Consider the following 16,421-nt stretch of genomic DNA (forward strand, 5'->3'; position numbering starts at 1 on the left):
TCCTCGGCGGCGACCTTGCGGGCCAGCTCGGGCGTGGCCTTCTCGCCGTTCTCGAACTCGACGCCCGCGTTGATCCACTGCCAGATCTGGGAGCGGGAGATCTCGGCGGTGGCCGCGTCCTCCATGAGGTTGAAGATGGCGACCGCGCCGAGGCCGCGCAGCCAGGCCTCGATGTAGCGGATGCCGACCTGGACGGCGTTCACCAGGCCCGGGTACGTCGGCTTGGCGTGCAGGGAGTCGACGGCGATCAGGTCGGCCGCCTCGACGTGGACGTCCTCGCGCAGCCGGTCCTTCTGGTTGGGCTTGTCGCCGAGGACCTTGTCGAAGGACTCCATGGCGATCGGGACCAGGTCGGGGTGGGCCACCCAGGAGCCGTCGAAGCCGTCGCCGGCCTCGCGGTCCTTGTCGGCGCGGACCTTCTCGAAGGCGACCTTGTTGACCTCGGCGTCGCGGCGGGACGGGATGAACGCCGCCATGCCGCCGATCGCGTGCGCGCCGCGCTTGTGGCAGCTGCGGACGAGGAGTTCGGTGTACGCGCGCATGAAGGGGGCCGTCATCGTGACCGCGTTGCGGTCCGGCAGGACGAACTTGGCGCCGCCGTCACGGAAGTTCTTCACGATGGAGAACAGGTAGTCCCAGCGGCCGGCGTTCAACCCGGAGGCGTGGTCGCGCAGTTCGTAGAGGATCTCCTCCATCTCGTACGCCGCCGTGATCGTCTCGATCAGGACGGTCGCGCGGACGGTGCCCTGCGGGATGCCGACGTAGTCCTGCGCGAAGACGAACACCTCGTTCCAGAGGCGGGCCTCCAGGTGCGACTCCGTCTTCGGGAGGTAGAAGTACGGGCCCTTGCCGAGGTCGATGAGGCGCTGGGCGTTGTGGAAGAAGTACAGGCCGAAGTCGACCAGCGCGCCGGGGACCGGGGTGCCGTCCGCGTCGAGGAGGTGGCGCTCGTTCAGGTGCCAGCCGCGGGGGCGCATGACGACCGTCGCCAGCTCCTCGCTCGGCCGCAGGGCGTAGGACTTGCCGGTGCGCTCGTCCGTGAAGTCGATGTTCCGGGTGTACGCGGCGGCCATGTTCACCTGGCCGAGAATCACGTTCTCCCAGGTGGGCGCCGAGGCGTCCTCGAAGTCGGCGAGCCAGATGCGCGCGCCCGAATTGAGGGCGTTGATGGTCATCTTGCGGTCGGTGGGGCCGGTGATCTCGACGCGGCGGTCCTGAAGCGCGGGCGGACACGGGGCCACCTGCCAGGAGTCGTCCGCGCGGATCGCGGCGGTCTCCGGGAGGAAGTCGAGCGTGGAGGTGCGGGCGATCTCGGCGCGGCGCTCGGCCCGACGGGCGAGGAGTTCGTCACGCCTGGGCGTGAACCGGCGGTGCAGCTCGGCCACGAAGGCGAGGGCCGCGTCCGTGAGGACCTCCTCCTGCCGGGGCAGGGGCTCGGCGTCGACGATGGCCAGCGGGGACGGCGCTGGTGCGGACATGAGCTGTCACTTCCTTCAGCGAGCTACGTGGACGAGCTGTCGAGCTTCTGGCACCGGGTGCCAGTCTTCCCGGATACGGCGAGCGGCGCCCGTGGAGCGGTCGGGCGCTTCTGAACAGTGGATACTAGTTTCCTCATGGTGGAAGTTCAATGGTTTGTTGATGTCGAGATTCTCTGAGTCGAGGGAAGGTGGCTCTGGGTGCCACCACTTTCACTCAAGGTGGGCGAGATCGGCCACCGTGTCGATGTCGTAGGGCTGTGCCACATCCCCGCACTCGACGAGCCGCACCGCCTCCTCGTGCTGCTTCAGGTAGGCGCGTGCGCCCCGGTCGCCGGTCGCGGACGCCGCGATGCCCGTCCAGTGGGCGGCGCCGAACAGGACGGGATGCCCGCGTACCCCGGCGTAGGCGGCCGAGGCGAGCGAGGTCTCGTCCTCGTAGGCGGCCAGCACGCGCGCGACCGCCTCCGGCCCGATGCCGGGCTGGTCGACGAGCGATACGAGCGCCGCCCGCGCCTGCGTCCCGGCGAGCGAGTCGAGCCCGGCACGCAGCGACGAGCCCATTCCGTCGGCCCAGTCCGGGTTCTCCACCAGGACGCACGTGCCGAGTTCCGCCTGCTCCCGTACGGCATCGGCGCCGGCGCCCAGCACCACGTGGACGCGGGCACAGCCGGCCGCGCGCAGCACCCAGGCCGCGTACTCCACGAGTGGCCGGCCGCGGTGCCGGAGCAGGGCCTTGGGCCGTCCCCCGAGCCTGCGCCCACCGCCGGCGGCGAGGAGGAGTCCGGCGACCGGCGAGGCTTCTTTCTCAGTCATGCGTCCTGCATACCTGACGCCCGCGGGCGCGCCGGGCTTCGTTGGGCTGAATTTCGGTCCGTACGGTGGCGCCCCCGGCAGGGGTGGCGTTTACTGACCCGCGTCCCCGGCGCCCGACCACCGCCAGGGGGGCTCGACGGGGGATGCGAGACCACTGGCGCACAACGGCGTGCGAGGGGGGAGAGCTTTGTTGCGGAGCTTGGGGCAGAGGTCGGTGACGGGCAGCGACGAGGACCCTAGGGTGGCGGAACTGCGGACGGCGGTGTCCCGTCTGCGCCGCGAACTCGCCGCGCACCCGGGCGAGTTCCGGGACCGGGCGATCGCTGAGGACGAACTGGCCGCGCTGGCCGCGATGACGGTCAGCGGCCGCCCCGAAATCCCGCGCCTGCGCCGCTCGTTACTGCTGGTCGCCGGCGCGATCGGATCCGTCAGCGCGCTGGCCCGAGGGCTGTCCCAAGTGCGGGACGCGGTGGAGCTGTTCGGGGAACACCCGCGCCGCTGAGCCCGCTCAGGACGGAGGTCGCCCAGATCTGGACGGCCGCTTCGTGGCCGCCGCTCTGCGTGTCCTCGCGGGTGGGATTCAGGCGGCCGGCCCCGAGCTGGCCAGTGCCTGCGACAGTTCCAGCGCGACCTGCTGGAGCACCGGCACGATCTTGTCCGTGGCCGCCTCGGTGACCCGGCCGGCCGGGCCGGAGATCGAGATGGCCGCCGCGGTCGGGGAGTCGGGCACCGGGACCGCGAGGCAGCGGACGCCGATCTCCTGCTCGTTGTCGTCGATGGCGTAACCCTGCTCGCGCACGTCCTCCAGTGCCGCGAGGAAGCCGTCCGCGGTGGTGATCGTCTTCTCCGTGGCGGCGGGCATCCCGGTGCGGGACAGCAGCGCGCGTACCTCCTCCGGCGGGAAGGAGGCGAGCAGCGCCTTGCCGACGCCGGTGGAGTGCGGCAGCACCCGGCGGCCGACCTCGGTGAACATGCGCATCGAGTGCTTGGACGGCACCTGGGCGACGTAGACGATCTCGTCGCCGTCGAGCAGTGCCATGTTCGCCGTCTCGCCGGTCTCCTCGACCAGCCGGGCGAGGTAGGGGCGGGCCCAGGTGCCCAGCAGCCGGGCGGAGGACTCGCCGAGGCGGATCAGGCGCGGGCCGAGGGCGTAGCGGCGGTTGGGCTGCTGGCGTACGTATCCGCAGGCCACCAGCGTCCGCATGAGGCGGTGGATGGTGGGCAGCGGCAGCCCGCTGCTCGCGGAGAGCTCGCTCAGGCCGACCTCGCCGCCCGCATCGGCCATCCGCTCCAGCAGGTCGAAGGCGCGCTCGAGGGACTGGACTCCGCCACCGTTGGACTTGGCGGAGTCGGTGGTGCTGGCGCTGGACGTCGGCACGGCGCGTTCCTTTCGGGACCGGTGGGAGGGCAGAAGCCTACCCGTGGGTCGGTTGACTCCCTGTTTGTGTATAGCTACGTTCTGCTTGATGGAATTGTAATTCCGCTTTGTGGAAACGTCCAGAGAGTGTCGCACGGGTGCACTGTGGAGAAGTGTGCCCTTGACGGCGCCGGAACGGGAGTGAAGACTCCTTCAACAGAAAGTTGAATTCCGTTTCGCGGAAGTCTCCGTGACACGGAGGTGCGGCAGAGAGGGGTCCGGGTGTCCGACGCTGAACTGGTGCTGCGCTCGACGCGCGTCATCACTCCGGAAGGGACGCGCGCCGCCTCGGTCGCCGTCGCCGCCGGCAAGATCACGGCCGTACTCGGCCACGACGCCGAAGTCCCGTCCGGCGCCCGGCTGGTGGACCTCGGCGACGACGTCCTGCTGCCCGGCCTGGTCGACACGCACGTGCACGTCAACGACCCCGGCCGCACCGAGTGGGAGGGCTTTTGGACCGCCACCCGCGCCGCGGCCGCCGGCGGCATCACCACCCTCGTCGACATGCCGCTCAACTCCCTCCCGCCGACCACGACGGTCGACAACCTCCGCACCAAGCAGGAGGTCGCCGCCGACAAGGCGCACATCGACGTCGGCTTCTGGGGCGGCGCCCTGCCCGACAACGTCAAGGACCTGCGCCCGCTGCACGAGGCCGGCGTCTTCGGCTTCAAGGCGTTCCTGTCGCCTTCCGGCGTGGACGAGTTCCCGCACCTGAACCAGGAACAACTCGCCCAGTCCCTGGCCGAGATCGCCTCCTTCGGCGGCCTGCTGATCGTGCACGCCGAGGACCCGCACCACCTCGACGCCGCCCCGCAGCACGGCGGCCCCAAGTACGCCGACTTCCTCGCCTCGCGCCCGCGCGACGCGGAGGACACGGCGATCGCCCAGCTGATCGCCCAGGCGAAGCGGCTCCACGCGCGCGTGCACGTGCTTCACCTGTCCTCCAGCGACGCCCTGCCGCTGATCGCCGAGGCCAAGCGGGAGGGCGTACGGCTCACCGTCGAGACCTGCCCGCACTACCTCACGCTGACCGCCGAGGAAGTCCCGGACGGCGCGAGCGAGTTCAAGTGCTGCCCGCCGATCCGCGAGTCCGCCAACCAGGACCTGCTGTGGCAGGCGCTGGCCGACGGCACGATCGACTGCGTGGTGACCGACCACTCGCCCTCCACGGCCGACCTGAAGACCGGCGACTTCGCCACCGCCTGGGGCGGCATCTCCGGACTTCAGCTGAGCCTGGCGGCCGTCTGGACCGAGGCCCGCAGGCGCGGGCACGGCCTGGAGGACGTGGTCCGCTGGATGTCCGCGCGGACGGCGCAGCTCGTCGGACTGGATCAGAAGGGCGCCATCGAGGCCGGCCGTGACGCCGACTTCGCCGTCCTCGCGCCCGACGAGACCTTCACCGTGGACCCGGCCGCCCTCCAGCACCGCAACCGCGTGACGGCGTACGCCGGCAAGACCCTGTACGGCGTCGTGAAGTCCACCTGGCTGCGCGGCGAACGCATCGTCGCGGACGGCGAGTTCACCGACCCGAAGGGGCGACTCCTCACCCGGACCAGCTGAATCCCACCCATCGATCTCGAAAGGCAGACCTGATCACCGTGACGGCGATACCGAGCTTCACCGGCGACGCGAACCCCTACGGCGGCGGCGACCCTTACGCGGACTACCGCACCGCCGACTTCCCGTTCACCCAGTACGCCAACCTCGCCGACCGCCGGCTGGGTGCCGGAGTCATCGCCGCCAACGACGAGTTCTTCGCCCAGCGCGAGAACCTGCTGGTGCCCGAGCGTGCCGAGTTCGACCCCGAGCACTTCGGGCACAAGGGCAAGATCATGGACGGCTGGGAGACCCGGCGCCGGCGCGGCGCGTCCGCCGGGCACCCGTGGCCGACGGCCGAGGACCACGACTGGGCGCTGGTGCGTCTCGGCGCGCCCGGCGTGATCCGCGGCATCGTCGTCGACACGGCCCACTTCCGCGGCAACTACCCGCAGGCGGTGTCCGTCGAGGGCACGTCGGTAGCGGGTTCGCCGTCCCCGGAGGAACTGCTCGGCGACGACGTCAAGTGGACGACGCTGGTCCCGCGCACGTCGATCGGCGGTCACGCGGCGAACGGTTTCGCCGTCTCGGTCGAGCAGCGCTTCACCCATCTGCGGGTCAGCCAGCACCCCGACGGCGGCATCGCGCGCCTGCGCGTGCACGGCGAGGTCGTACCCGACCCCGAGTGGCTGTCGGTGCTCGGCACCTTCGACGTGGTCGCCCTGGAGAACGGCGGCCAGGTCGAGGACGCCTCCGACCTCTTCTACTCGCCGGCCACGAACACCATCCAGCCGGGCCGCTCGCGCAAGATGGACGACGGCTGGGAGACCCGCCGGCGCCGCGACCGGGGCAACGACTGGATCCGCTACCAGCTGGTGGCGCAGTCCGTGATCAGGGCGGTCGAGATCGACACGGCCTACCTGAAGGGCAACAGCGCGGGCTGGGCGTCGGTGTCGGTGAAGGACGGCGAGGACGGCGAGTGGACGGAGATCCTTCCCCGTACCCGCCTCCAGCCCGACACCAACCACCGCTTCGTCCTGCCGACCCCGGCCGTCGGCACGCACGCACGCGTGGACATCTTCCCGGACGGCGGCATCTCCCGCCTGCGCCTGCACGGCTCGCTGACGGAGCAGGGCACGGCAGCCCTGGCGGCACGCCACCAGGAGCTGGGCGGCTGAACCCGTGGGGCGTACCGGCCCGACAGCACCGGTGCGCCCCACGTCAGTCATGCGGCGTGGCCGCCGTCCACGGCGAACTCCGTGCCGGTGACGTAGTCCGCCGCGGCCAGGTAGGCGACGGTCGGCGCCACCTCGTCGGCCGTGCCGAAGCGTCCCAGTGCGGTCATGGCTGCCTGGTCGGACGCGTACGGGCCCTGCGCAGGGTTCATGTCCGTGTCGATCGGGCCGGGGTGGACGATGTTCGCCGTGATCCCGCGCGGGCCGAGCTCGCGCGCCAGTGCTTTCGTCAGGCCGATCAGGGCCGACTTGCTGGTCGCGTAGAGCGTTCCGCCGGGGCCCGGCACGCGCTGTGCCATGCAGCTGCCGATCGTGATGATCCTGCCTCCGGCGCCCATGCGGGCGGCCGCGGCACGGGACGCCAGGAGGACGCCCCGGACGTTCACCGCGAGGACCCGGTCCACATCGGCGAGCGACAGGCCCTCCAGCGGGCCCAGCACACCGACGCCGGCGTTGTTCACCAGCACGTCCAGGCCCCCGAGCGCCTCGGCCGTACGCCCCACCGCGCCCTGCGCCTCCGCCGCGTCGCCGGCGTCCGCCCGCAGGGCCACGGCCCGCCGGCCCAGTGCCTGAACGGCCCGTACGACCTCCTCGGCCGCCTCCTTGCCGTGCACGTACGTCACGGCGACGTCCGCGCCCTCCCGAGCCAGCCGCAGGGCCGTGGCCGCGCCGATGCCGCGGCTGCCGCCCGTGACCAGGGCCACCTTGTCCTGCAGGGATCCGTGAGTCGTTGTCGTAGTGGTTGTCATGCGTCCATCCCAGCGCCGCGCGTGCCGGGGCGCTGGCGGCGAACGGACACCGAGGTCATCACCGATGAGTTGCGGGTGCCGGTGGGGTCTGAGCTGATGACAGCAGGCCCCACCCCGGAAAAGAGGCACTCCCATGGGCAAGCTCGTTTCCACCCTCTTCGTCACGCTCGACGGCGTCTACCAGGCGCCCGGTGGCCGGGAGGAGGACACCCGCGGCGGCTTCGAGCACGGCGGCTGGAGCTTTCCGTACGCCGACGACGACTTCGGGCAGTTCATGAACGGCGTCTTCCAGCGCCCGGCCGCCTTCCTCCTGGGACGCCGTACGTACGACATCTTCGCGTCCTTCTGGCCGAAGGTGACCGACCCCGCCGACCCGGTCGCCTCCAAGCTCAACGCGCTCCCGAAGTACGTCGCCTCCTCGACGCTGACCGACCCCGAGTGGGCCGGCACCACCGTCGTCAGCGGCGATCTCGGCAAGGAGGTCACCGCCCTCAAGGAGCGCACCGACGGTGAGCTCCAGGTGCACGGCAGCGGCGCCCTCGTCAGGTCGCTGCTGGCCCTCGGCCTCGTGGACACCCTCCACCTGCTGACCTTCCCGGTCGTGCTCGGCTCGGGTCACCGGCTGTTCACGGAGGGGGCCGTGCCCACCGCCTTCAAGCACGCCGGAGGCAGCAGCACGAGCACCGGTGTCGCCATCAACTCCTACGACCTGGCGGGCCGCCCCGAGTACGGCACGTACGAGCTCCCCGAGAACGCGTGAGGCATCCCTGCGCGGCGCTCTCGCACGGCCTTCATGGAGATCGGGTGAGAGCGCTGGGGCGCACGTTAACTTCCCGAAAACTCATCGGACTCGAAGGGAAAATCTCCCACCTTGACATTGACATGCCASTGTCTACGCGCGTCATCATGAAGGCATGAGATTCCCCCCACGAATCACTCGCATCGGCGCTTCAGCCGCCGTCCTGTCCGCCCTCCTCGTCGGCGGCACCGTCACCGCCACTCCGGCCGCCGCGGCGGTGGGCAGCATCTGCTACGGCGACCTGCCCTCCCAGGCCCACGACACGCTCGACCTGATCGAGCAGGGCGGTCCCTTCCCCTACGACCAGGACGGCACCGTCTTCCAGAACCGGGAAGGCGTCCTGCCGAGCCAGTCGAGCGGGTACTACCACGAGTACACGGTCATCACGCCTGGTTCCCCCACGCGAGGCGCGCGCCGCATCGTCACCGGTGAGGAGAACCAGGAGGACTACTACACGGCCGACCACTACGAGTCCTTCGACCTGATCAACTACGGCTGCTGAGTACCCCCCACGACTCAGCCAGAGGGATGGCGCAACGCGCTGGAGGTCCGGCTCTGCGTGCAACCGGGCCTCCAGCTACCACTAGCAAGTGGTCTGCATCAGCGCAGGTGCATGTGGCACCCGACAGGTGAAACTGGCCCGTCGCTCGCCGAACCCGCAGCCTCGCTGTTCGCCACCTCTGTGCGACAACGGCGCGGATAGGCGTCGACCGAGTTCCTGGCCGCAGAGCTCCTTGCCCCGCATATTCCCCTTCGCCACAGACTGCGGAGCAAGACAGGAACTTGAAGCGGCGACGGCCAAGTTTGCCGTTCAACTGGAGCGGGGCCAGAAAGATCTGCAACAAGATGCCGTCGCACAGGTGCTCGCAGAGCTGCCGGCCGCTGACGGCGCGAACCATCCAGACCTCCCGATGGCGAATGCGGCGGACTCCTCGCCGTCGTCGGCGCCTCACGGCGTCGGGGTGATGATGGGTGCCGTGGTCACGGTGCGATGCGTCGTCCCAGCCCGAACGGTGCAGGCGGACCGTCGCTTGCCATCCGCAGTTGACGTGAGCGTGTTTACAACAAGGGGGCAGCGTGTCCCCACCGACTGGCCAGTTCCTCCTCCCTGATACGGCGCCGACAGTCGCCGCGGAATCTCTGGGGAGTCCGTCACGGTCGCCTCGCGCGGCCGACGGCGCCCTCCCCCGCAGTTCGTCAACTTCTGTGGGCTGTAGCGGGCTTGGCGGGTGAGGCCGTAGTGCATCGCCTCACCAGCGTGCTGCGCCGGCCAAGACGGCGCCCGTGTCACGCATATCTGCCTGCACATAGGCCGTTGCACCCTCGGGGGTACTGGTGAGCAGTGCATGAACGTGGAGCAGCACGATCGGGTCGTGATCTAAGTAGACGACACGGCAGTCGGGGGAGATCCGCTGTGCGACTTCATGGGTGTTGTTGCTCGTGGGCAACCCGGCACCCAGGTCGATGAATTGCCGGATCCCGGCTTCCCTTACCAGGAACGTGGTGGCACGTGCAGGAAGTCCCGAGACTCCCCCGCGAACGGGACGATGTTGGGGTACTTGTTACACGACTCGGCTCGGCTCTTCAGGCGAATTCGATCCGAAGACGGTCCAAGCGCTGTCGCGTCACGCGGAGTTCTCCGAGACGTGGGACACGTACGCTCATCCCCCGCTTGCGGTCCAGGGCGTCAAGGTCAGGACATTCGGCTCCCTGTTCGCCGCAACATGATCACGACCGTCGGGGCCCGGCCGGCCACCCTTGTGGGGGCTTGACCCGACCCGACCTTGTTGTGCAAGACTCACTGTCAGTTCGAGGCTACCCATCGCAGCGCGAGGGGGTACCGGTCCGTGGAACGACCGGTGCCGTCGATTCGACCCCGATTCGACTCCGTGAGTACCGGCAGAGCAGATCAGCGCTCTGACCAGGGAAGATGGGGTGCGGCGGAGGCCACGGGTCTTTACTCGTGGTAGTACCCGCTCGACTGGCTCGGCAGGACGCCTTCCCGGTTCTGGAAGACGGTGCCGTCCTGGTCGTAGGGGAAGGGACCGCCCTGCTCGATCAGGTCGAGCGTGTCGTGGGCCTGGGAGGGCAGGTCGCCGTAGCAGATGCTGCCCACCGCCGCGGCGGCCGGAGTGGCGGTGACGGTGCCGCCGACGAGGAGGGCGGACAGGACGGCGGCTGAAGCGCCGATGCGAGTGATTCGTGGGGGGAATCTCATGCCTTCATGATGACGCGCGTAGACAGTGGCATGTCAATGACAACTCCGCAGATTTTCCCWTCRAGTCCGATGAGTTTTCGGAGAGTTAACTTGCGATCGAACACCACCACGCCGCCCACACACAGGCTGCCGCCTGTGTCGCACCGACGGAGCTGCTCGTTCTCCAGCCCCGCAACGGTGCGCACACCCCGCGCTGGCGTGCGGCCGCTCACTCGCGGCACACAGGCGAGTCCGCCCAATGGCGGCGGGCCTGCCCAACACCTGCCGGAGTACGGGATGCATAACTGGTCTGGCTGGTGCAGTCCCGTGTGTGGTCACGGACGCGGGGGAGGGCGACGAATGGCCCGAGTGCACGACCGGCTCCTGGACTCCGAGATCCTGGTCGTCGCCTCGCCGGCCTGGCTGGATCGGCCGTTCCTTGGTGGCCCAGCGCGGTGAAGGGATCTGGGCCGAAGCGGCCCATGCTACGAAGGCGGCCAGGGCGAGATAGACCAGGTCGCCCGCGATCGTCAGCTTCTCGGCATGGCGGAGGCGCGTGATCACGGCGCCAACGAACAGCAACACCAGGCTGGTGGCGGCCAGCGGCACCAGAACCGGTGCGATGTCTGGCATGGCGGGCAGGACCAGGCCTGCCGTAGCCAGGAGTTCAAGCGCCAATGGCCTAGAGGGCGCCGGGGCTGGAGTCCTCGACCCCTGTGCATCTCCGAACACCCCGGCAGCAGGGAGATGTGGGTCACACGCGTCCGTGTCACAGGGCGCCGGGCTACCTCGTCTCAGGGGGTGTAGCCACTGACGACCACGGAGGAGCACACGATGGACGCGCGACTGAACTACTTCGCCGGCCCGAACCCCGGCAAGGCCCTCAAGTACTTCATGTCGGCGGGCAAGGCGCTCAAGGAAGCTCCGCTGCCGGCCGCGACGCAGGAGTTGGTGGCGCTGCGCGTGAGCCAGATCAACGGCTGCGCCGTCTGCATCGACATGCACACAAAGGAGGCCGCTGCTGCCGGGGAGGCCCCGGTGCGGCTGAACCTGGTTGCGGCGTGGCGGGAGGCCACGGTCTTCACCGAGGCCGAACGCGTCGCGCTGGAGCTGGCGGAGCAGGGGACCCGGGTCGCGGACGCGGCCGGCGGGGTCGGCGACGAGGTCTGGGCGCGTGCCGCCGAGCACTACGACGAGGAGCAGCTCACGGCCCTGGTGATGTTGGTGTCCTTCATGAACGCGGTGAACCGGCTGAACATCATCACCCAGCAGCCGGCCGGCGACTACGAGGTCGGGCAGTTCCACTGAAAGCGGTCGTCGGCAACCGGCCCGGAGCCCGCGGCCCSGGGCCGCGGGCTCCGGGCCCATGGGGCCTTGTTCTGCGCCGCCGGTGGACCGGATGATCACCAGAAGATGCCCGCGCCGACGAGTACGGCGGACGGGAGGACTGCAAGGGGGAGTCGGTGTGAGCAAGGTCGAGGAGTTCGAGGAGCTGCGGCCGCTGCTGTTCTCGATCGCCTACCGGATTCTGGGCGGCGTGGGTGAGGCCGAGGACGCGGTACAGGAGACCTGGCTGCGCTTCGACGGCTCGGCGACCCGGCCCACGTCGACCAAGGCCTTCTTGTCCGCCACGGTGACGCGGATCTCGATCGACGTGCTGCGCTCCGCACGGGTGAGGCGGGAGGAGTACGTGGGGCCGTGGTTCCCCGAGCCGCTGCTCACCGATCCCTATCAGGATCCGGCACGCTCAGCGGAACTGGCCGACTCTGTGTCGATGGCGGCGCTGCTGCTCATGGAGCGGCTCAGCCCGCTGGAGCGGTCGGTGTTCGTGCTGCGGGAGGTGTTCGGCTTCGGCTTCGACGAGGTCGCGTCGGCGGTGGAGCGGTCGGAGGCGGCGTGCCGACAGCTGCTGGTGCGGGCGCGGCGGCACATGCAGGCCGGACGGCCACGGTTCGAAGCGGACCGTCAGGAGCGGCAGGAGTTGGCGACGCGATTCTTGGACGCCCTCCGCGAAGGCGATGTCGTCGGCCTGCGGGATCTGCTCGCCGCCGACGTGTCGATGGTCGGGGACGGCGGCGGCAAGGCCCCGCAGTTGGCCAGGGCCGTCATCGGTGCCGAGAACGTGGCCCGGCTGCTCGCCTCCGTCTTCCCCCGGATGGCCCGGATCGACGTGTCCTTCGAGCCGCACGAGGTCAACGGCCAGCCCGGAGCGATCTTCCGCGACCGGGACGCCAAGGTGCTCCACATCTTGGCCCTCGAGGTGCTCGATGGGCAGATCCAGACCATCCGCTCGGTGATCAACCCCGACAAGCTCGGCCACCTCGGGCCGGTCGCTGACGCCTGGGCTGTCGACCGCGAGGTGAAGCAGGCCCGCCGGCAGACGAAATGACTTCGGGACTGGCGTGGGTCGGCTCGTTCACCGGCAGCTCATGTCAGCGGCCGCAGGGTGGCCGGTTCGCCTGTCCGGCGAGGTTGAGGTTGTGCAGGCGGGCTATGCCGCGCATCGCGTGGTGCACGCCGTCGCCGCGGAGGCGGCAGTCGCGCAAGATCTTCCAGGTCTTCATGCGGGCAAAGACGTGCTCGACACGGGCCCGGACCTGCCTGTGGCTCTTGTCGTACGCCTGCTTCCAGTCGGGGAGTTCTTCGTCCGCGCTGCGACGGCGGTGAGGGATGACCAGTCCGGTTCCGCGGTAGCCGCCGTCGGCGATCGTTATGGTCTTCCCGACGGCTTCCTTCGCGCCGGACTCGGCCCAGGCCCGGCAGTCATTGCGGTTGCCCGGCAGTGGCTGGCTGAGCACGACCACCAGCCGGGTGTCGGAGTCGACGACCACCTGATGGTTCGTCGAGTACCGATAGTTCTTCGACTGCTCAGCCACGGTGCGATCGCGGGTCGGCACCAGGGTGCCGTCCACGATCAGCACGGCGTCCTTGCGGAAGCGGCGCCGCGGCGGGAGCGCGAGCTTCGGTCCGAGGTGGTCAATGACCCGGTCCGCCGCCGACTTCGACACCCCGAACAGGGGCGCCAGTTGCCTCAGCGTCAGGTTGGTGCGCCAGTACGCGGCCACCAGCAGCACCCGGTCCTGAAGCGGGAGCTTCCAAGGCCTGCCACGGCCCGGCGCGCCGGCGCCCTCGTGGCGCAGTTGAGTCACCAACTTGCCGAAGGTGCGTGGGCTCAGCCCGGTGAACGGGGCTATCCAAGACGGCTCTGACGCCGTGATTACACCAGCCACAGTCCAAGACCATCGCACATCAAGATCACTTACGGGACGGCCCTTAGTTGACGAGAAGAACCTTTCCTCGGGTGTGCTTGCTCTCGACGTGCGCATGGGCCGCCGCGACTTCGGTCAAGGGATAGCGCCGTTGGACCTCCGGAACCAGTACGCCATCTTGCACGAACCGGCTGAGCTCACGCAGGTCGTCGTGGTTGGAGCGCACGACAACGAGTGACGTCCTCTGCGGCAGGAACCGCGTAAGCGCTGTCGCAGCCATATTGGCAGCCGACGGCACGGTCGTGATGTGGCGACCAGTCCGCTTGAGAACAGCGCTCACCTCGCGGCGCGACAGGTTGCCGAATACATCGAAGACTGCGTCGTACCGTTGCCCCGGGGGGAGTCGTCCGCGTCCGTAGTCGTGAGTGTGGTCAGCACCAAGTCGTCGGCAGTGTTCCTGGCTGGCCGAGCTCGACACGGAGGTCACTTCTGCGCCGAGGGCTTTGGCGATCTGAATCGCGTATGTGCCAACCCCGCCACTGGCTCCGTTGATGAGCACGGACTGGCCCGGCTTAAGTGATGCGTTGTCGCGAAGGGCTTGCAGGGCGGTCAGGCCGGCGAGCGGCATCGCCGCCGAGTCAACCAGTGGCAGAGACCGGGGGGCCGGCGCCGCCTCCTGACGACGGCACGACACCAGGTCCGCTGCTGCCCGCCCTTCCCACCCTCTCAGCATGCCGTAAACGGGGGTGCCGACCGGCATGTCATCGACGCGACTGTCGATCACGATCCCGGCGAAGTCGTAACCGGTGCCCTTGGGAAACCGAGCTCCTGCCTGGTGCTTGAATCGACCCTTACGTACGAACGTGTCCTTGGGATTCACGCTGGACGCGACGACTTCGACCATCAGGTCCTGCATCGCCGGTTCGGGTCGCTCAACGATCGTCAACACATTCGCCGATCCGTAACGGTCGTACATCGCTGCGCGCATCGAGTTTCCTTCGTGGTTGGTCGCACGGCTGCCTCCCGACGACTCGCTCATGACCAGGCTCCTCTGGCCCGATCTCCCGTGCTCATGGGGTGCGCTCACCGACCGCCCGCTCGGCCAGCGCCTGGCGATGCAGTGCACGTGCGGACTCGATGAGGTTGGTGCCGTCGGGTCCCCACATCAGGCGCAGGAACTTGCGCTCGATCGAGGGCTGTTGCATCAGCCACATCAGCGGCATCGCGACTCGCCGGGCCATGACGGACAGGCAGGAGCGCACGGGGCCGATGCCCATGGACCATCGCGCCTTGCCGGGCATCGCGCCCAGGACGGGGAGCTCCAGCAGCATCACTTCGACGAACACAGGGATGAAGGCGTGCCGCTGGGACAGGTTCATGTTCTTGAACATGGTGGTGAGGCCGGTCCGGTAGTTCAGCTGTCCTGTCTCGGGGCTGATGTCGAACGTCTTGCTCGGCGCAAACAGCGCCTCGTACTTCGCATAGAGGGCTCGCAGCTCGGCCATGGTGGTCGGGATCTCGTCCTCGTCGGCGCCGACGAGTCGCAGGTAAGCACCGGCCTCGGCGACGAACTGGTCACGCTGCTCGGGCCTCAGCCGGTGCGGGAGGCGGCCGTCACGGAAGGCGAAGCTCTCATACATCCAAAGGGCGGGGTGAAGCTCGGTCAGGGCGGCCCACATGGTCTCGCGTGGACTGGTGGCGGAGTACCCACCGAGCTCCGGCCGACCGATGTCGATGACGTCGCCGGTGACCTTCCGGTGGAAGCGATCCAGGTGCTTGGCCATCAGCTGCGCCGTCGGCGTATCGCCGAACCACATGGGCGCGTGCATGCCCAGGTTGCGTGAGATTCGCTCGAAGAAGTCGAAGAACGTCGCGGTCCCTGCTCGGCCCTTGCGCGAAACCGGGTCACGATCTCGCAGGCCCGCGGCCGTTCCCTTGTAGCCGCGCGTCTGCATCAGCACCTGCGCGGTGTTGAGGAACACCGTCGTAGCCGGATGCAGCAGCACTTCCCACGCAACGCTGCCGGGTCCGAACAGCCCGTAGTCGGGCGAGCCGTCGGCCGTGATCGACGAGCCGGCCGGTGCCGGTTCGCCGAAGCGGCGCCAGCGGCGCTCCGTCCCCAGGACCTGTTCCTTGGTGATGACCGCAGTATCGGCGACGTGCTCTCGTCCGTCCTGGACCATGATCAAGCCTCCTAAATCACGAGCGTGATTCTCTCGGGGCAATGTAGAATCACGGACGTGATTACGCAAGGACTGCCGACGGACCACCCGACCGAGGTCGACCCATCCCGCGGCGGCCGCGCGCGACGCACACGCGGGCAGAGCGCGGGCCTGGACCGGGCGCGCATCGTCGCGGCCGCCCGGTCGCTGGAACCGGGCGCAATTACCATGCAAGCGGTCGCCGACGTGCTGGGCGTTGACCGTTCAGCGATCAACAACCACGTCGCGAACAAGGACGCGTTGCTCCGGGACGTTGCCCTGGACGTCTTCGCGGAGTCCTTCGCTACCGTCCGGATCGGTGCACACCGTAGCTGGCAAGACGTCTGCCGTCAGTACGCACGCGGATTCGCCGACAGTGTGATCGCGACCGGCCCGCTCGCGCAGCATCTCGTGAGCGGTGCTCCATTCCAAGGCACGGTCCTGCACGCAGCCGAGGCCATGCTCGGCGCGATGGTCGACGGCGGCATCGACAGCGACACCGCGATCCGCATGCTGGCCCTCCTCAACAACGTCTGCCTGCAGTACGCCCACGACCACATCGCGGCCTCGGCCAGGAAACAGGGTCCGCTCCTTACCGCGCTGCGCCAGGCGCTGGCCGAACGCGATGCCGACGGCTTCCCGCACCTGGCGCGCATCGCCGCTGACCTGCCCGACGTCTCAGCGCGCACCCAGCTCGACGTGAGCGTCGAGATCATCATCGGCGGTACCGAAGCCCTCGCCGGGGAGCGTGCGACGGATGCCACCAGATAAGTCGGCCGCCCGCTTC

The 16,421-nt window shown here is 69.1% G+C and carries 16 protein-coding genes and 2 pseudogenes; 8 read left to right on the forward strand and 10 right to left on the reverse strand.

Annotated features, from left to right (window positions below; all coding sequences use genetic code 11):
• Both aceB and EAO75_RS16115 read right to left on the reverse strand, forming a co-directional pair.
• Positions 1-1,478 (reverse strand): malate synthase A (gene aceB / locus EAO75_RS16110; protein ID WP_147996029.1); only part of this gene is annotated, 1,478 nt, incomplete at its 3' end.
• A gap of 210 nt (positions 1,479-1,688) precedes the next feature.
• Entirely contained in the window at positions 1,689-2,291 is a 603-nt protein-coding gene (locus EAO75_RS16115) for an NTP transferase domain-containing protein (RefSeq protein ID WP_147995753.1), read from the reverse strand.
• Between the two features lie 187 nt (positions 2,292-2,478).
• On the opposite strand from EAO75_RS16115, the gene EAO75_RS16120 reads away from it, so the two are divergent.
• Entirely contained in the window at positions 2,479-2,793 is a 315-nt protein-coding gene (locus EAO75_RS16120; RefSeq protein WP_147995754.1) for a DUF5955 family protein, read from the forward strand.
• A 78-nt stretch (positions 2,794-2,871) separates the two neighbouring features.
• Here the strand turns inward: EAO75_RS16120 and EAO75_RS16125 are convergent, their stop codons facing one another.
• On the reverse strand, positions 2,872-3,669 hold the full coding sequence (locus EAO75_RS16125; protein ID WP_147995755.1) for an IclR family transcriptional regulator: 798 nt from the start codon (positions 3,667-3,669) through the stop codon (positions 2,872-2,874).
• A gap of 261 nt (positions 3,670-3,930) precedes the next feature.
• Between EAO75_RS16125 and allB the strand changes: the two genes are divergently transcribed.
• Positions 3,931-5,268 (forward strand): allantoinase AllB, encoded by a 1,338-nt coding sequence (allB, locus tag EAO75_RS16130; RefSeq protein WP_147995756.1) that lies wholly within the window; start codon positions 3,931-3,933, stop codon positions 5,266-5,268.
• 38 nt (positions 5,269-5,306) lie between these two features.
• Positions 5,307-6,422: an allantoicase gene (gene alc, locus EAO75_RS16135; RefSeq protein ID WP_147995757.1), complete on the forward strand. Its 1,116-nt coding sequence runs from the start codon at positions 5,307-5,309 to the stop codon at positions 6,420-6,422.
• A 47-nt stretch (positions 6,423-6,469) separates the two neighbouring features.
• On the opposite strand, the gene EAO75_RS16140 is transcribed toward alc, so the two are convergent.
• The gene (locus EAO75_RS16140; protein ID WP_147995758.1) at positions 6,470-7,228 is read right to left on the reverse strand and encodes an SDR family oxidoreductase; all 759 of its coding nucleotides are present in this window, start codon (positions 7,226-7,228) and stop codon (positions 6,470-6,472) included.
• 133 nt (positions 7,229-7,361) lie between these two features.
• On the opposite strand from EAO75_RS16140, the gene EAO75_RS16145 reads away from it, so the two are divergent.
• A complete protein-coding gene (locus EAO75_RS16145; RefSeq protein ID WP_147995759.1) occupies positions 7,362-7,988 on the forward strand; it encodes a dihydrofolate reductase family protein in 627 nt (208 codons plus the stop codon).
• Between the two features lie 154 nt (positions 7,989-8,142).
• On the forward strand, positions 8,143-8,529 hold the full coding sequence (locus tag EAO75_RS16150; protein ID WP_147995760.1) for a ribonuclease domain-containing protein: 387 nt from the start codon (positions 8,143-8,145) through the stop codon (positions 8,527-8,529).
• Positions 8,530-9,283: 754 nt separating this feature from the next.
• Here EAO75_RS16150 and EAO75_RS16155 read toward each other — a convergent pair.
• From EAO75_RS16155 to EAO75_RS47355, 3 genes and pseudogenes are all read right to left on the reverse strand, one after another.
• Positions 9,284-9,588, reverse strand: a pseudogene (locus tag EAO75_RS16155) (SAM-dependent methyltransferase); the annotation flags it as partial.
• Between the two features lie 399 nt (positions 9,589-9,987).
• Positions 9,988-10,245, reverse strand: a pseudogene (locus EAO75_RS16165) (ribonuclease domain-containing protein); the annotation flags it as partial.
• A gap of 33 nt (positions 10,246-10,278) precedes the next feature.
• Entirely contained in the window at positions 10,279-10,857 is a 579-nt protein-coding gene (locus EAO75_RS47355; protein ID WP_261989311.1) for a DoxX family protein, read from the reverse strand.
• A gap of 201 nt (positions 10,858-11,058) precedes the next feature.
• Between EAO75_RS47355 and EAO75_RS16180 the strand changes: the two genes are divergently transcribed.
• Positions 11,059-11,532: a carboxymuconolactone decarboxylase family protein gene (locus EAO75_RS16180; protein ID WP_147995761.1), complete on the forward strand. Its 474-nt coding sequence runs from the start codon at positions 11,059-11,061 to the stop codon at positions 11,530-11,532.
• Between the two features lie 157 nt (positions 11,533-11,689).
• On the forward strand, positions 11,690-12,613 hold the full coding sequence (locus EAO75_RS16185; RefSeq protein WP_147995762.1) for an RNA polymerase sigma-70 factor: 924 nt from the start codon (positions 11,690-11,692) through the stop codon (positions 12,611-12,613).
• 43 nt (positions 12,614-12,656) lie between these two features.
• On the opposite strand, the gene EAO75_RS16190 is transcribed toward EAO75_RS16185, so the two are convergent.
• The 3 genes from EAO75_RS16190 to EAO75_RS16200 are packed head-to-tail and all read right to left on the reverse strand — an operon-like array spanning position 12,657 to position 15,658.
• Positions 12,657-13,454 carry a transposase gene (locus tag EAO75_RS16190; protein WP_147995763.1) on the reverse strand — a complete coding sequence of 266 codons (798 nt, stop codon included), beginning with the start codon at positions 13,452-13,454 and terminating at the stop codon, positions 12,657-12,659.
• Positions 13,455-13,497: 43 nt separating this feature from the next.
• The gene (locus tag EAO75_RS16195) at positions 13,498-14,472 is read right to left on the reverse strand and encodes an NADP-dependent oxidoreductase (RefSeq protein WP_147995764.1); all 975 of its coding nucleotides are present in this window, start codon (positions 14,470-14,472) and stop codon (positions 13,498-13,500) included.
• Between the two features lie 31 nt (positions 14,473-14,503).
• A complete protein-coding gene (locus tag EAO75_RS16200) occupies positions 14,504-15,658 on the reverse strand; it encodes an oxygenase MpaB family protein (protein WP_222723956.1) in 1,155 nt (384 codons plus the stop codon).
• A gap of 15 nt (positions 15,659-15,673) precedes the next feature.
• On the opposite strand from EAO75_RS16200, the gene EAO75_RS16205 reads away from it, so the two are divergent.
• A complete protein-coding gene (locus EAO75_RS16205) occupies positions 15,674-16,405 on the forward strand; it encodes a TetR/AcrR family transcriptional regulator (protein ID WP_147995766.1) in 732 nt (243 codons plus the stop codon).
• Positions 16,406-16,421: the final 16 nt, after the last annotated feature.

It is taken from the genome of Streptomyces sp. UW30 (genome assembly GCF_008042075.1).
Taxonomy (GTDB): domain Bacteria; phylum Actinomycetota; class Actinomycetes; order Streptomycetales; family Streptomycetaceae; genus Streptomyces.

Excerpts from the sequence above, each read along its gene's own strand:
- EAO75_RS16115 (WP_147995753.1), bottom strand. The coding sequence starts at position 2,291 with ATGACTGAGAAAGAAGCCTCGCCGGTCGCCGGACTCCTCCTCGCCGCC.
- EAO75_RS16140 (WP_147995758.1), bottom strand. The coding sequence starts at position 7,228 with ATGACAACCACTACGACAACGACTCACGGATCCCTGCAGGACAAGGTG.
- EAO75_RS16145 (WP_147995759.1), top strand. The coding sequence starts at position 7,362 with ATGGGCAAGCTCGTTTCCACCCTCTTCGTCACGCTCGACGGCGTCTAC.
- EAO75_RS16150 (WP_147995760.1), top strand. The coding sequence starts at position 8,143 with ATGAGATTCCCCCCACGAATCACTCGCATCGGCGCTTCAGCCGCCGTC.
- EAO75_RS16180 (WP_147995761.1), top strand. The coding sequence starts at position 11,059 with ATGGACGCGCGACTGAACTACTTCGCCGGCCCGAACCCCGGCAAGGCC.
- EAO75_RS16195 (WP_147995764.1), bottom strand. The coding sequence starts at position 14,472 with ATGAGCGAGTCGTCGGGAGGCAGCCGTGCGACCAACCACGAAGGAAAC.